The 15,064-nt window shown below is 44.7% G+C and carries 7 protein-coding genes; 1 reads left to right on the plus strand and 6 read right to left on the minus strand.

The features are described 5' to 3' along the window. The first annotated feature begins 349 nt into the window (after window positions 1–349). Window positions 350–757, plus strand: a complete 408-nt coding sequence (locus tag JEQ21_RS00845; protein ID WP_196967305.1) for a (deoxy)nucleoside triphosphate pyrophosphohydrolase — start codon at window positions 350–352, stop codon at window positions 755–757. Window positions 758–769: 12 nt separating this feature from the next. On the opposite strand, the gene JEQ21_RS00850 is transcribed toward JEQ21_RS00845, so the two are convergent. The 6 genes from JEQ21_RS00850 to JEQ21_RS00875 all read right to left on the minus strand — a co-directional run bounded on the left by JEQ21_RS00850 (window position 770) and on the right by JEQ21_RS00875 (window position 14,962). Beyond that, entirely contained in the window at window positions 770–3,634 is a 2,865-nt protein-coding gene (locus JEQ21_RS00850) for a DUF3427 domain-containing protein (protein WP_199363575.1), read from the minus strand. Window positions 3,635–3,795: 161 nt separating this feature from the next. Then, window positions 3,796–4,503: a hypothetical protein gene (locus JEQ21_RS00855; protein ID WP_199363576.1), complete on the minus strand. Its 708-nt coding sequence runs from the start codon at window positions 4,501–4,503 to the stop codon at window positions 3,796–3,798. 1,104 nt (window positions 4,504–5,607) lie between these two features. Then, window positions 5,608–6,723 carry an RNA-binding cell elongation regulator Jag/EloR gene (gene jag, locus JEQ21_RS00860; protein ID WP_199363577.1) on the minus strand — a complete coding sequence of 372 codons (1,116 nt, stop codon included), beginning with the start codon at window positions 6,721–6,723 and terminating at the stop codon, window positions 5,608–5,610. Window positions 6,724–6,743: 20 nt separating this feature from the next. After that, the gene (locus tag JEQ21_RS00865) at window positions 6,744–7,568 is read right to left on the minus strand and encodes a YidC/Oxa1 family membrane protein insertase (protein WP_325176115.1); all 825 of its coding nucleotides are present in this window, start codon (window positions 7,566–7,568) and stop codon (window positions 6,744–6,746) included. Then, on the minus strand, window positions 7,546–7,911 hold the full coding sequence (gene rnpA, locus JEQ21_RS00870) for a ribonuclease P protein component (protein WP_196092403.1): 366 nt from the start codon (window positions 7,909–7,911) through the stop codon (window positions 7,546–7,548). The genes JEQ21_RS00865 and rnpA overlap by 23 nt, the downstream gene beginning before the upstream one ends. Before the next feature lie 130 nt (window positions 7,912–8,041). Further along, on the minus strand, window positions 8,042–14,962 hold the full coding sequence (locus JEQ21_RS00875; RefSeq protein ID WP_199363578.1) for a Rib/alpha-like domain-containing protein: 6,921 nt from the start codon (window positions 14,960–14,962) through the stop codon (window positions 8,042–8,044). Window positions 14,963–15,064 lie beyond the last annotated feature (102 nt).

A 15,064-nucleotide genomic window follows, 5' to 3' on the forward strand; every position in this document is an offset into this window, starting at 1 on the left:
TGTAATTTTATTTTCACGCTCAAGGCGTATTCGAGTTATCTCATGACTCTTATTCATCCAGTTTTAGTTACAGGCTCGGCAAAGCCCTAATAAACTTACGGATTTGTATTGCTCATCTTTATTATATACCTGAACTAATTTTCCGTCATGAGTTAGCAGGCGAAGCCTGCTTGGAGTTTTAGTTTGCTTTTAGTACAAGGCAGCGAGTCGCAGGCAGTACTAAAGTACGGCAAGACGAGCTAACACAGTAATAAAAGATAAACTAAAAGAGTATATTCAAAAAATAATCCCCCAATATAACCCGACTTCCATCAGTAAATGTGGTAAGATTTTAGCAGGAGGAGAATGTATGTCAGAGAAAATCATTGATGTAGTTGCTGCCGCCATTGTCAAAGACGGCAAAATATTCTGTGCTCAGCGCCCCGAGGGAAAAAGTCTCGCCGGATACTGGGAATTTCCTGGTGGGAAGATTGAATTAGGAGAAAATCCTGAGCAAGCTCTTATCCGTGAAATCAAAGAAGAATTTGCCTCCGAAATCCAAGTGGTGAGCTTCATTAACGAAGCAAGCTATGATTATGAATTCGGAACAGTTCGCATGAAAACATATCTATCCAGATTGCTATCAGGTAATTTAGATCTATTAGAGCATCAACAATCAGTATGGCTAACGCCTGAGCAACTCTCAACCCTTGATTGGGCTCCTGTTGATATTCCAGCTGCAGAGCTACTTGCAATAAAAGAAGTGGATCACCTTTAGGATCCACTTCTTTTATTTTTCTGTAATATACCGATACAAAGAGGGTTCAACCGAATTTACTAATTCGAAGATCATAGAAACAAGTTTTCCATTTTCCCTTTGAACTTCCTTAGCTGAACCTGGTATGACCCGAACCGGACCCAAATAATAAAATTCTCCTTTTTCCGAATCGTCCTTTTTAACAAACATTTCCAAACGTAAGTCATTTTCATCAGAGTTTAGAATCTTACTTACATCACGTGACTTAAAGCTCCGATTGTTTTTTGAATACCACCTCATTGTACTCTCACTTAGAAATTCATCTTCATATTTTATAGTATCACTTATATCGTCATCTTTATGATAGGTAACAAAGATTGGACACGAATTCGAATAATCATCGATCACATAACCACCAATATTTTGTGGTGTATTGTCTTTTTCAAAATTCAAGAACTTGAGAGCATCCCTGCGTGTATAACGTTGACCAATCGTTAACAGGTCAGGATAGCTAGTGCTCTTCTCAAGCCCAACTTGCAAAACATCTATAAATTCTCGTTTAAAACTCCAATCATTTAAAAATTCGCGAACCTCCGGTGATAAGGAATAATCTGACTCACTCGCCTGAAGAAGTGGGGCAGCACCAAACCTCTTCCGCTCTGACTGTTTAAGAAAGACAAGACTTAAAATTCGTTCCATAGATCCAATGACTGCTGGATCAGTCGAAACACCTTTTAAGGATAATAGTTGTACAAATTCATCTCTAGATATAAAACCTCGTTCAACCAACACTTCAAGTAAGTACAGCTCGTGGGGCCGTTTTCCATCGAGAATCTCAAATGTCAGAAACTCTAAAATACGAGCCTTATCATCTGAAAAATGAAGTGCTTCTGTTGAAAACTTGGAAATAACTTGGTAATAAGCACGAAAACTATTGTTTTCAAAAAAGATCAGCGGATCCACCTGATTATTTTTAAGAAAATCAATCATCCTCGGAATTCTTCCCAATCGATTTTCTAAATCTTTAAAAGACTTCCTTAACATAGCCATTGAAGAAAGATTGGTATTTGTAATTGCTTCAAAAATCTGTTTCTGCGCTATCGCTTCAAAGTTCACGGTTGTCAGCCCTTTAATTGCAGCAGCATCTCTAACTTCGCGGCAATAGTTCTCCTTATTCATTGATTGATCTCCAAATAGGGCAATTGGAATCAAATAATTATTCTTATAGTTACCAATGAAATCAATTATGGTGACAAATTCCTTCTCGGAATGCTTTCGGAGTCCTCGTCCCAACTGTTGAACAAACACAATACTCGATTGAGTATTTCGCAACATAACAACTTGGTTGACACTTGGAATATCAATTCCCTCATTGAAAATATCAACTGTAAATAGATAGAAAAGTCTACCCTCCTCTAGATCTTTAACAGCTTGGTAGCGAGTCGCCTGTGAATCATCACCATCCAAGGACTGTGATGGCCACCCATGTTCTGTAAAAAGTCTAGCTAGCTCTTTCGCCTCGTCTTTACGTGAACAAAATACTAGCCCTTTTACTTGCTCACCCGAGTAACCGTAATAGTTAATTTTCTCAATCAAATGCCTGAGCCTAGCTGACGAAATCAAACGATTGAAATCGGCTGTATCATCTAACAACTCACCATCCACCTGAATATCCGTAACCCCATAATAAATAAAGGGGCATAGTAGATCATTATCTAGCGCTTCTTGAAGTCGAATTTCATAGGCCACTTGATAATCATATAACTCATAAATATTTTGACCATCCGTCCGTTCCAGGGTAGCTGTCATTCCAAGAAAAAAATCAGGATCAAAATGCTCCAAAATTTTCTTATAGGAGCTCGCACCAGCTTTATGAACCTCATCAATCAATATATAATCAAAATAATCCGCCGCAAAACGATTCAAATGCTCATTCCGTGACAATGTTTGAACCGTCGCAAACAAATAAGGAATCTTACTAACATCCAATTCTGGTTTATAAATTACCGCTTGCCCATCTTCAAATCCAATGACTTCCTGAAAACTCTCAATTGCTTTTTCTAAAATTTGCTCTCGGTGTACTAGAAATAAAAAACGATCCGGCTTATAGTTCCTAACATCGAAAGCTGCAAGGTAGGTTTTCCCGGTCCCCGTAGCACTAATCACCAAAGATTTTTTCTCACCCAATAATCGCTTCTGTTCCAAAGCCGTCAACGCAGAAACTTGCATCTTATTGGGTTCCAATCTTGTGACATAGCTTGATTTCGCGGATTCCTCTACCTCAATAAAGATTCTTGTTTTGCGCTTCTGACTATATCGCTCTATTACCTCATTAGTCAGCAAGGTTGATTGATCCCAGATTCTAAAAAATTCAGTTTTACTAGCTAAAATTAAGTCTCCGTATTCCGTAGAGGTTAGTTTAATGTTCCATTCATAATTTTTCTTCAAAGCATTTCCGGTTAAATTGGAGCTTCCAGTTATTAGAACTTGCCTCATTCCTTGATCAATTAAATAGACTTTTGAATGCAGCTGTAGAGTTTCTGGTGCCAGACGAACTTCTACATTTTTTAACTTCAACAATTCCTTCATTGCTAAAGGATCATTAAAGTCTAGATATGGAGAGATTAAAATTTTACCTCGAACACCTCTATCATTCAAATCCGATAACTGACTCTTAATCAAAGCAATCCCAGATTGAGTAACAAAAGCCACTGAAAAATAAAAACTGGTCGCCTTTGTCAGTTCCTCCTGCAAATCAAGCAAAACATAGCGTTTTGTTTCATCCTGATTGATCAAAAGTTTAGGTGCATGGGACTGATTTTGCGCAAATTGATTATGAATAAAACTAAATTTCAGGGATTCTAACAAATCTTTCTCAAACTGAGTGGTACTAGTCATACATTCTACCTTTCATCAATACCTTACATTATTATCCTATGCCTCTATTCTTACGTCAATAGTAAACAGAAAAAGAACCTCAAAATGAGATCCTTCCCTAAAATTATTCATCAAATCTTTCGAATACGGAAAACCGGACGTACGGTTTCGATTATATCCGCCTACCACACATACTCATCTAGCAACCCATAATCATCTACTAAACTGTCCAAAAATTCTTGGAACTCACTGAAATCATAGGACATTCTTTTTTCTTTTAGTTTCCCTTCATCCACCATCTTTCCAACTTCCAGCAAAAATCTCATACAATTGTCTATGTGATTTTTATAGGTTGAAATAATTCCGATCAGTTCCTTAATCTCCATTCGGGATTTTCGATTCCTTTGGCTTTCCTCATAAACTTCATAAATTCCAGATAGGATAGCAATAAATTCTTCATCCATTCGGAAGAAATTATCAAAAAATTTTTCATCTAACCATTGATCCAAGTCCCAAGATAAATCTGCCACCAACTCGTATCCATATAAAATTTCAGAAAATTCATCTGCCAAATGAACATTCAAGCGCAGAAAACGGTTTGCCAAATCCTGCCTATCACCATCCAAATCTAAGCGTGTAAAGGAAACGTCCAATAAATGTCTGTGTACATCATCCATCAAGCGTAATCGAGCACTTTCTTTGAAGTCCTCAGATGGATCCTCTTTGATCGCCTTTTCTAATTGTTCAAGAATATCGATAAGGTCCCAAAGCTGCTCCTTTTTTTCTTCACGTATCTCTTCAGTATCATCGACCTCATAACGAGGAAGATTTTTTAATGTTGTGGCTTCTAATTCTTTCAATTTAATTCTATAAAAGACATTAGCTTTCATGTTCATTAGCTCCTTCCAAAAAAAGGGAAAGGACTTTTCTCCTTTTCCCTTTTTACTTGCATTCTATCTTCAAAGTGCTATTATAGTGTTATAAGAGGTGGTCTAACGACCACCCTGTAGAACCGTTTAAGACGGTGACTCATGTTGACTAAAAAGCATTAGCCATCATCTCGTCAAAGTAAGACGGCTAATGCTTTTTGTGTTTTCTGCTGAATAAGTCGAGATAGAGACGTATCAGATTGATCACAAATGTACCAATCTTCAGTGTCCACTCGATTATCTCTACGAGAGACAAAAAACTTCTCCTTTCTTTTAGGATAGAAATGGTCGCCTGCGTTATTTCGCATAGGCCTCACCTTCCTTCGTAAAATCGAGGAGTCACCGTCTTAACTTTTCTACCCTTCCATCTTAACAAATTCATTTAGAAAAAGGAAAGATTTACCTGTTTCAAAAACAAATATTTTTATATATGTTTTTTTGCTCTAAAACATATTGAACTCTGCATCACCCTTCCAAGAATCCGAGCTCCCTCAAGAAAAAAAGGGAGGTTGGTTTGAGGAGAAAACGTTGCAGCTTACAACATGAAATTAAGGCTTGTAGTAAATGATTTACACCCAATAAAAATTGTTCTGTCCCACTCTCCCTTTTTACTTGCACTCTATCTTCAAAGTGCTATGATAGTGTTATAGTCTTTTAGTTTACTTTTAGTACAAGGCAGCGAGTCGTAGACAGTACTAAAGTACGGCAAGACGAGCTAACACAGTAATAAAAGATAAACTAAAAGACTATATAAGGGGTGGTCATTCGACCACCTAGTAGCGCCGTTAAAGACGGTGACTCAGTTAGTTAATAAAAAAACGTTAACCAATCAACCTGTCAAAGTTTTTCGGTTAACGTTTTTTGTTGTGTTTACCTCGTTTATGGATAGGGACGGCTCCTTTCTTTTAGGGTAAGAAATGTTAGCCTGCGTAATCCGTATCCGCATTGGCACCACACCCTTTCTTAACAGGAAGCATTAGCCATCACTGGTCAAAGTAAGACGGCTAATGCTTTTTGTTTTTCTGATTTTCAAAAAACCTCTCCAAGGACGGAGAGGTTTTCTTGTCAGATTAATTCGGCTTCATCTTCTTCAATATCCACTACGACGTAACGATTTGGTTCGTCGCCTTCTGAGTAGGAGGTAACCCCATCGATTTTAGAGATGATGCGATGAATGATTTTACGTTCACTGTTGGACATAGGATCGGTTTCCATAGCTCTGCCTTCTTCTAGGACCCGGAGGGCTAGTTTCTGAGCATAGCTTTGGAGAACTTCTGCTCTGTGTTCCACATAGTCATTGACGTTGATGGAGATAAAGAGTGTACGTCCGTAAAGGTTATAGAGGTAGTTTTGGGCTAGGAGCTGCAAGGACTTCAGAACCTTACCATGGTACCCAATCACGCGCCCTGGTTCGTTGGTATCAATTTGGAAATAAATGGTCCGACGACTGATGGAGGCAGAAACTGTTGCTTCAACATCCATTTCTCGGAGAACAGATTCTAGATAAGTTTGTGCTTGATCCATCTGTTCTTCTTCTAAGCTATCGCGCTCTCGGCGGACAAAAGTGACCGGTTCAGGCTCTGGTTCGGGGTCAACTGTGACGAAAGTCACTTCACCAACTTCTTCCTCAGCTAGAGACTCTTCGATTGTTTCTGGTTGTCCTACAATTTCCGGCTCCGCTTCCAATTCTGGCTCGGTGTCGACAACTTCAGCCGGTTCAGACGCCACTTCTACACTTTCAACCTGGATAAGAGGCTCAGAGATCTCAGTTGCTTGAGATTCCAACTGGTCATCTACTGCGGCTTTCTCTTCTTCCCCCAAAGTCTCTTTCGGGAGGTCGCGTGGGAAGAGGATGCTCAATTTACCGGTTTCTTCAAGTTTGGAGATAGCTTCTGCCATGTCTTCTGAGGATTGGAAGTTGGCTTCTGGGCCAACCTCTTCCTCAATCTCTTCCGCTTCGGCTAGGAGCGAACTTGGAAGAGGAGTTGTATCCTCGAAATCATAGTCTTCTTTGAAATCCAAGGCTTCCATTTCGACCTGAGCTGGTTTTTTACCGATTCCTAAAAAGCCTGATTTTTCGCGAGCAAGTACTTTGATGCGAACTTTCATACGAGGGAGGCCGAGGTCGTCTAGACCTTGTTGAATGGCTTCCTCAACGGTAGCTCCTGTATAACGTGCCATAAGTAGACTCCTTTATCGCTTTACTTTTTCTTTCTCTTTTTCTTCGCCTTACGTTCGGCCTTGCGTTGCGCAGCGACCTTTTGCTTGGCAACTTCTTCCTCACGTTGCCGTGCCGCTACTATTTTAAATGGATTGTTTAAGAATAGCGTCTGCCCAACCTGATAAGCATTGGAGACGGTCCAATAGAGAGCCACCCCACTTGCTACCGAGAGCGAGAGGAAGAAAATCATCACTGGCATGATGTAAGTCATACTGGTTGTCAATCCATTTTTTTCTTTTAAAGCATAAGTAGATAGCCAAGAGGACCCGAAGGTGAGTGCTGCGGCCAAAAATGGGAGAATCAAGTAAGGGTCGGGTTGGCTAAGATCCAACCACAAGAAGTGGGCTCCTTGCAGGATATCCACTCGTGTGAGGGATTGATAGAAGGCCAGCAAAATCGGCAACTGCACAAAGAGGGGGATGAAGGCTGCAAAAGGACGAACACCATGCTCCGCATAAAGAGCCTGCGTCTTACGGGCTAGTTCTTCCTGACCTTCACGGCCACGTCCGCGATACTCCTCTTGCAGTGCCCGAAGGGCAGGCTGTATCTCTTGCATCTTCTGAGAAGACTTGGTTTGGTATTGGAAAACCGGCAAGAGTACCGTCCGCAAAATCAAGGTCATGAGAATAATCCCTAGACCAACATTGCCTCCAAAAGAAAGCCCATTAATAGCCTCCGCAAATAAATAAACAATCTGTTCCCAAAGACCGGTCGATTGACTGGTAACTTGAGAAGTCCCACAGGCTGTCAAGAGCAACATGGTTACTCCCATCATCAGCACACTAAGAATTTTCTTTTTCTTCACAATCTTCTTCCTTTTGATAGATCTCAGCTAGCTTGAGTACATGAAGCAAATTCTGCTCCATCTCAGCGTAGGATAAATCTTCAACCCCCTTACGGGCAATCAACAGAATATCCACATTTGCTAATTGATCTTGGTGTTTCTGAAGGAGATGGCGCAAATGCCGCTTGATACGATTACGAGTCACTGCATTTCCCAAACGCTTACTTACGGAAAGCCCCACTCGAAAATGTTTCAAGTCACTATCCATCTGGTAAACCACAAACTTCCGATTAGCTTTATTCCGCTTCTGAGCTAACAGAGCCTTAAAGTCTTGATTTCTTTTGATACGATAGCTCTTCTTCACAATCTTCTTCCTTCATCAAAATTAGTATTATTATACCACAATTTCCAATAAATCCAATAGCAGCAAGGGATAGAGAGCAAAAAAGCAGGTAAATCCTATCGGATTTCACCTACTTTTCAACTATTTTGACTTACTCTTCCTCTTTTTTCTTTTGGAAAAGGAAACCAAAACCAACTAGAGAAAGCAACCAAACTAGGAAGCGCATCAATGGATGGCGAACTTCTCCAGTATTTGGAAGCTCTTCTTCCACCGGCATCTGAGCCGCAGACAAATCCGTCTGCTGTCCTGTCACGGACTCCAACTGAGCTCCATGACTTGGCATCACCAGAGGCGTCACTATTGCCTCCTCACGCTCACTAGGTACCCCTGGTTCCTCCGGAACCACCGGTGTGACCGGTTTTTCTGGTCCTACCGGTGCCACTGGTTTCTCTGGATCAACTGGGATTACCGGCTTGTCTGGTTCTACCGGTGTCACTGGTTTCTCTGGATCAACTGGGATTACCGGCTTGTCTGGTTCTACCGGTGTCACTGGTTTCTCTGGATCAACTGGGATTACCGGCTTGTCTGGCTCTACCGGTGTCACTGGTTTCTCTGGATCAACTGGTTTGGCGGTCTCCTTGACAGTTACCGTCACTGGCACCCGATCCTCTGAGCCGTCATTGTAACGAACCGTTACATAACCCGTGAGACTGCCTGACTTAGCATCCGCTGGAACAACTACAGTCACCCAACCATTGGAGCCCACAGTCATACCTGTGCCCTCAATTCTGTAGCTGGCAGAAGTTGGGAGGTTTACACCTGGAATAGTTACCTGGGTGCCTGCTGCCACTTCAACAGCTACATAGCTTGGGTTATAACGGTCTGCTTCTGGAATCACCGGTTTTTCCGGTTCTACAGGGGTTACCGGCTTATCTGGATCTACCGGTTTCGCTACAACCTCTACTGTCACAACTACCCGGTCTTCTGAACCATCCTTGTAGCGTACAATCACTTGACCTGTCAAGCTGCCGCTAGCTGCATCCGCTGGAACAACTACAGTCACACGACCTTGGTCATCTACGGTCATGCCTAGACCATCAACACTATAGGTGGCCTGACTTGGAAGACCTTGGCCTTCCAAGACTACTTGATTTCCTGCTTGAACGGTCGCAGTAGCATAACTTGGATTGTAGCGATCGGATTCCGGTATCTCTGGTTTTTCCGGTTCTACTGGTTTGGCGATCACGATTACCCTGACTTCCACCAGGTCTTCTGAGCCATCGGTATAGTGGACAGTCACTTGTCCTTCAAGGGTGCCATCTACAGCATCTGCTGGGACAGAAACCCTTACACGACCTTGAGCATCCACCGTCATACCAGATCCACTAATGCTGTAACGAGCAGAACTTGGCAAGTTATTTCCTTCAATTAGGATTTCTTCCCCGGCCTGTACTTCCATCAAGTCATAACTTGGGTCAAACTTCTCAGCTTCTGAACGTGATAATTCTTTAACACGGACAGTAATTGGAATCAGGTCTTCTGAACCATCAGCATAGCGAATAGTCAATTGACCTGTGATAAGGCTACCTACAGCCGCATCGGATGGGATTGGTACACTAACCAAACCATATGGATCCACGCGCATACCGGAACCAACAATACGGTAACGGGCTTGTTCTGGTAGTCCCTGTCCTTCCAGTTCAACCAAACTTCCTTGCTCACCTTCAAGACTTGGATAGCTTGGATTGTACTTGTCAGCATCCGGTGTTACAACAGGCTTAGCTGTCACATGCACCACAACGGACACACGGTCTTGAGAACCATCCCTATAGGTGATGGTAACTTGTCCAGTCCGATCACCCGCAGGGGTATCAGCTGGAATATCAACCGTTACTTGTCCTTGAGCATCGACACGCATGCCTTCTCCCTCAATTTGATAAGTCGCCTCTCGTGGCAAGCCTTGGGATCCAAGAATCACTTGATTTCCAGCCTCCACAGTAATTGGACTATAATTTGGATTGTAGCGTTCAGCAAGTGGCCGGGCCGTTACTTGGACGGTCACCGCTGTCTGATCTTGGGAACCATCTGAGTAGGTGACAGTGACGACTCCACGAAGGGTCCCGGAACCACTGGTCTCATCAACTTTAATCGTTACTCGACCTTGATCATCCACGGTCATACCGGTTCCAACAATTGTATAGGCGGCCTGTTCTGGAAGATCTTGACCCTCTACCATAACTTGCTGACCAGCTTGGAGGGCACTTTCCGGATAACTTGGATTGTAACGATCCGCTTCACGACTGATTTCTGGTCGAGCTGTTACAGTAATTTGAACAGGAACCTGATCTTGGGAACCGTCTAGGTAGGTCACAGTAACTAGACCAGCCAAGCCCCCAATTGGAGCATCCACAGGTAGGCTTACCGTTACCCGACCTCGATCATCCACCGCCATATAATCCCCATAAACCTGGTAGCTTGCCTCTACCGGGAAGCCTTGGCTACCTAAGGTCATTGTTCCGCCTTGTTGGAGAGTCGCTGTGGTATAGCTTGGTGCGTAAAACTCTGCGAGTGGTCGCGCCGTCACTTGAACAGTGACGCGTACAACATCACTGGATCCATCGCTATAACGAACAGTTACATTACCTGTCAATGTACCAGTAGCACTGTCTTCTGAAACAGCGACAGTGACGCGCCCTTGATTATCCACAGTCATTCCGGTTCCAACAATTGTATAGGTGGCCTGATCTGGGAGACCTTGACCTTCTAGGACAACGTGACTGCCGGCTTGAACGTGCGCGGTCTCATAGCTTGGATTGTAGCGATCAGCTTCCCACTCTACAACTGGTCGGGCTGTTACTTGAACAAAAACTGGAACCAGATCTTCTGAGCCATCGGCATAAGTAATGGTTACCTGACCAGTCCGTGTACCCGTTGGAGCATCGTCTGGTATCGTTACCGTCACACGACCAAAATCATCAATGGTCATCCCTTCACCACTCACGCGATAAGTCGCACGTTCAGGTAGACCTTCCACTCCTAGACGCCCCATAGTTCCGGCTTGAAGACTTATTGGGGTATAAACAGGATTATAAACCTCTGCTAGAGGTCGAGCTATTACTTGGATCGTAAGTGGAACAACGTCTTCAGATCCATCTCCATAACGGACAGTGACACGACCTTGCAGGCTGCCCGTTTGGGCATCTGCCGGAACCACGACAGTTACTCGGCCCTGACTATCCACTGTCATACCGGATCCCGTCACGCTGTAACTTGCTGAAGATGGAAGCCCTTGGCCTTCTAAGACGACTTGGTTACCAGCTTCCACCGTCGCAGGAGTGTAACTTGGGTTGTAGCGTTCAGCTGCTGGTTTAGCTGTCACTTGAACAGTAACCGGAACTAAATCCTCTGAACCATCGCTGTAACGGACAGTCACTTGACCCGTCAAACTACCTGTTGCCGCATCTGCCGGAACCACGACAGTTACTCGGCCCTGACTATCCACTGTCATGCCGGATCCCGTCACGCTATAACTTGCTGAAGATGGAAGTCCTTGGCCTTCTAGGACGACTTGGTTACCGGCTTCCACCGTCGCAGGAGTGTAACTTGGGTTGTAGCGTTCAGCTTCTGGTTTAGCTGTCACTTGAACAGTAACCGGAACTAAATCCTCGGAACCATCGCTATAACGGACAGTGACCTGGCCGTGAACGGGGCCGCTAACTGCGTCAAGCGGAACAGCCACAGTTACTCGACCCTGTGAATCAATGGTCATACCCGACCCCGTCACGCTATAGCTTGCTGAAGATGGTAGACCTTGGCCTTCCAAGACGACTTGGTTACCGGCTTCCACCGTCGCAGGAGTGTAACTTGGGTTGTAGCGTTCAGCTGCTGGTTTAGCTGTCACTTGAACAGTAACCGGAACTAAATCCTCGGAACCATCGCTATAACGGACGGTGACCTGGCCGTGAACGGGGCCGCTAACTGCGTCAAGCGGAACAGCCACAGTTACTCGACCCTGTGAATCAATGGTCATACCCGACCCCGTTACGCTGTAGCTTGCTGAAGATGGTAGTCCTTGGCCTTCCAAGACGACTTGGTTACCAGCTTCCACCGTCGCAGGAGTGTAACTTGGATTGTAGCGTTCAGCTGCTGGTTTAGCTGTCACCTGAACCATTACCGGAACTAAATCCTCGGAGCCATCGCTGTAACGGACAGTGACCTGGCCTGTCAAGCTACCTGTTGCCGCGTCTGCTGGCACAATAACAGTCACACGTCCCTGACTATCCACTGTCATGCCGGATCCCGTCACGCTATAGCTTGCTGAAGATGGAAGTCCTTGGCCTTCTAGGACAACTTGGTTGCCAGCTTCCACCGTCGCAGGAGTATAACTTGGGTTGTAGCGTTCAGCGGCTGGTTTAGCTGTCACTTGAACAGTAACCGGAACTAAATCCTCTGAACCATCGCTGTAACGGACGGTCACTTGACCCGTCAAACTACCTGTTGCCGCATCTGCTGGAACCACGACAGTTACTCGGCCCTGACTATCCACTGTCATACCGGATCCGGTTACGCTATAGCGTGCTGAAGATGGAAGTCCTTGACCTTCTAGGACGACTTGATCGCCCGCTTGAACATGCGCGGTCTCATAGCTTGGATTGTAGCGTTCAGCTGCTGGTTTAGCTGTCACCTGAACCATTACTGGAACTAAATCCTCTGAACCATCGCTGTAACGGACAGTGACCTGGCCGTGAACGGGGCCGCTAACTGCGTCAAGCGGAACAGCCACAGTTACTCGCCCCTGTGAATCAATGGTCATACCCGACCCCGTCACGCTATAGCTTGCTGAAGATGGAAGTCCTTGGCCTTCCAAGACGACTTGGTTACCGGCTTCCACCGTCGCAGGAGTGTAACTTGGGTTGTAGCGTTCAGCTTCTTCATTGGTGGCTGGGATGCGATTGACCGTTAGGACCAGGCGTTCTGTTGAACCATCCGGGTAGCGTACCTGAACGGTATAAGCGGTCCGCCCAGGTTTCTCGGTAGCGGGTGTAGTGACGGTCGCATTCCCTTGACCATCAAATTCAATTTGGGATCTATTATCAGAAATTACACTGAACTGTGTTCCCCTCGGAACTTGACCTGTCTGAGGCACCACTTCTGATTTTCCAATCTGGATATCGAGGACTGGGTAGTGACCTTCATAAAGGTCCGCTTGAGTCATTTGTCCACTTAACTTGTTCTCCACTTGCAAGACTGAACGATCCATGTAAGAGTTGGAATAAGTATTTCGCATGATGCCAGCTGACTGACTAGAACCCACCATGACTCCACGCTCTTTCCAAGTTTCCGCCAAGGCAGAAGCTCCACTTGCGTCCGCAATAGCCGCAATTTGGGCTGCAAATTCAGCTCGACTGAGTGGATTCTTAAGAGTGTATTCGATGGTATAAGCAGCTGGTTCATAATAACCACTCAAGGTGACGCTTGGGGTTTTGACTTCCTCAATAATCGGCCGGAAGATCGGAGCCAGATTCTGACGTCTACGTTCGGCTTCTTCTTGGCTGCTGACGCCTTCCAAACTGATAGCTGGAGTATTTTTTGTGTGGACAAGGCCTGTACCATCCACCACCAAAGGAATCGCTTTACTGATACCGACGCCTCCAGCATTTGAAGCATACAAGCTCACTTGGTTGGTATCGACTAGGCTCATCAATTCCGCCGGTAATTTTTGAACGATGTAAGGAATGGTACCCGCTGGCTCGGTTAGCACACTGCGGCCCTTAACCAGTTCATACCGGGTTATAAATTTGAAGCCTTTTACTTGTCCATCTTCAGTGACAAGGGGAAGAATTTCGGAAACTTCTTGGTTACTTGGTGAGTCAGCTGTCTTCCGTTTTTTTGTATCGGAAAAAATACTATCTACCGTCGTCTCTGCTTGGGCAGCATCACGGTTAGGCATATCGGCCGCAAACCAAGCGCCATTCAAGGTGTCAACGACCAAACGGTTGATGTTGAAGACGCGATCGTAGTTATCTCCACTTACAAAAGCAGATCCGAAAGTCACAGCTTGACTGCCCACGAGCTCCGTCACGGTTTTACCGTCTTTAAGGGTAATCGTTAGCGGAAAATTAGTTGCATCCGATGTATTATTGGGATCATCTGGGAAGCTGACAAAGCGCTTGAGCACCGGGATGGACCAAAGTTGGTTGTCCTGGCTCGAAGTCAATTCCAGACTCACATCGTAAATGGAATCCGTCTTAACCTTAATGCTCTCAATATTGTTGTAAAAATTTGGATTCTCAAACCAAAGCAAGTAGTTCCCGGATTGGCCTTCCTGATTGTATTCTTGCGAGAACCCCACTCCCTTGAACTTGTTCCAGTTCGACTGGCGCAAGATGATCTGATTGCCCTTGTTTTCAAAGCGGTCAAAATAGGTTCCGCCATAAATTTCCACAATGAACTTTGGATCAACCACATTCGGAGTAAATCCGTTCACGCCTAAATCAATAGGGGCTTGTGGTTTAGCAGGAGTTACCTCTGTAGCGGAAAGGCCTGCTTCTGATACCACTTGGTTAGGGTTAGCCTCTACTGCCACAGGTTTTTCAGATGACACTGAATTTGTGCTCTCTGTTTCTGGCTGGTCTGAAGCAGTGGTCCTTGCGACTGTCTCTCCCAAAGAGTTCGGTTCTTCCTGTATTGCACGTGCTTGAACCGGCTCCACTTTCAAGGGTTCCGCGACCGTAGACGATCCTGACTGGACCAAAGTTGCTTGACGGGAATCTTCCGTCTGAGAGGATAGTGTTTCACCTGAAGGGGCAGGGGACGGCAGTTCCGCTCCTCCAAGGGTCGCATCCGCCGGATAAACCACTGGAGATTCTGTTCCTAAAGCCTCGGCCGGCTCATTCTGAGCCTCTACACTCAAACCTTCCTTAACCTCTGGAACATCTGCTGCTGCCTGTTCAGCTGCCTGAACTGGACCTCCGCCAAAAATCACGCTTCCAAGAAAAACGGAGGCTGCTCCGATGGAATATTTTCGAATGGAAAATCGTTGAACAGTTTTTGTAAACGGTTCAGTTTTCATACATAGAACTCCTTCCTTCTTTTAAAATCCCCGAAGTTTTTTCAAAAGAATCTCTCATACATGGAAAATCAATCAGTCATAACTCATTGAACGCAAATTGGA

The sequence above is a fragment of the Streptococcus sp. 121 genome (assembly GCF_016458205.1).
In the GTDB taxonomy this organism is placed as follows: Bacteria; Bacillota; Bacilli; order Lactobacillales; family Streptococcaceae; genus Streptococcus.

Excerpts from the sequence above, each read along its gene's own strand:
- JEQ21_RS00845 (WP_196967305.1), top strand. The coding sequence starts at position 350 with ATGTCAGAGAAAATCATTGATGTAGTTGCTGCCGCCATTGTCAAAGAC.
- JEQ21_RS00850 (WP_199363575.1), bottom strand. The coding sequence starts at position 3,634 with ATGACTAGTACCACTCAGTTTGAGAAAGATTTGTTAGAATCCCTGAAA.
- JEQ21_RS00855 (WP_199363576.1), bottom strand. The coding sequence starts at position 4,503 with ATGAAAGCTAATGTCTTTTATAGAATTAAATTGAAAGAATTAGAAGCC.
- jag (WP_199363577.1), bottom strand. The coding sequence starts at position 6,723 with ATGGCACGTTATACAGGAGCTACCGTTGAGGAAGCCATTCAACAAGGT.
- JEQ21_RS00875 (WP_199363578.1), bottom strand. The coding sequence starts at position 14,962 with ATGAAAACTGAACCGTTTACAAAAACTGTTCAACGATTTTCCATTCGA.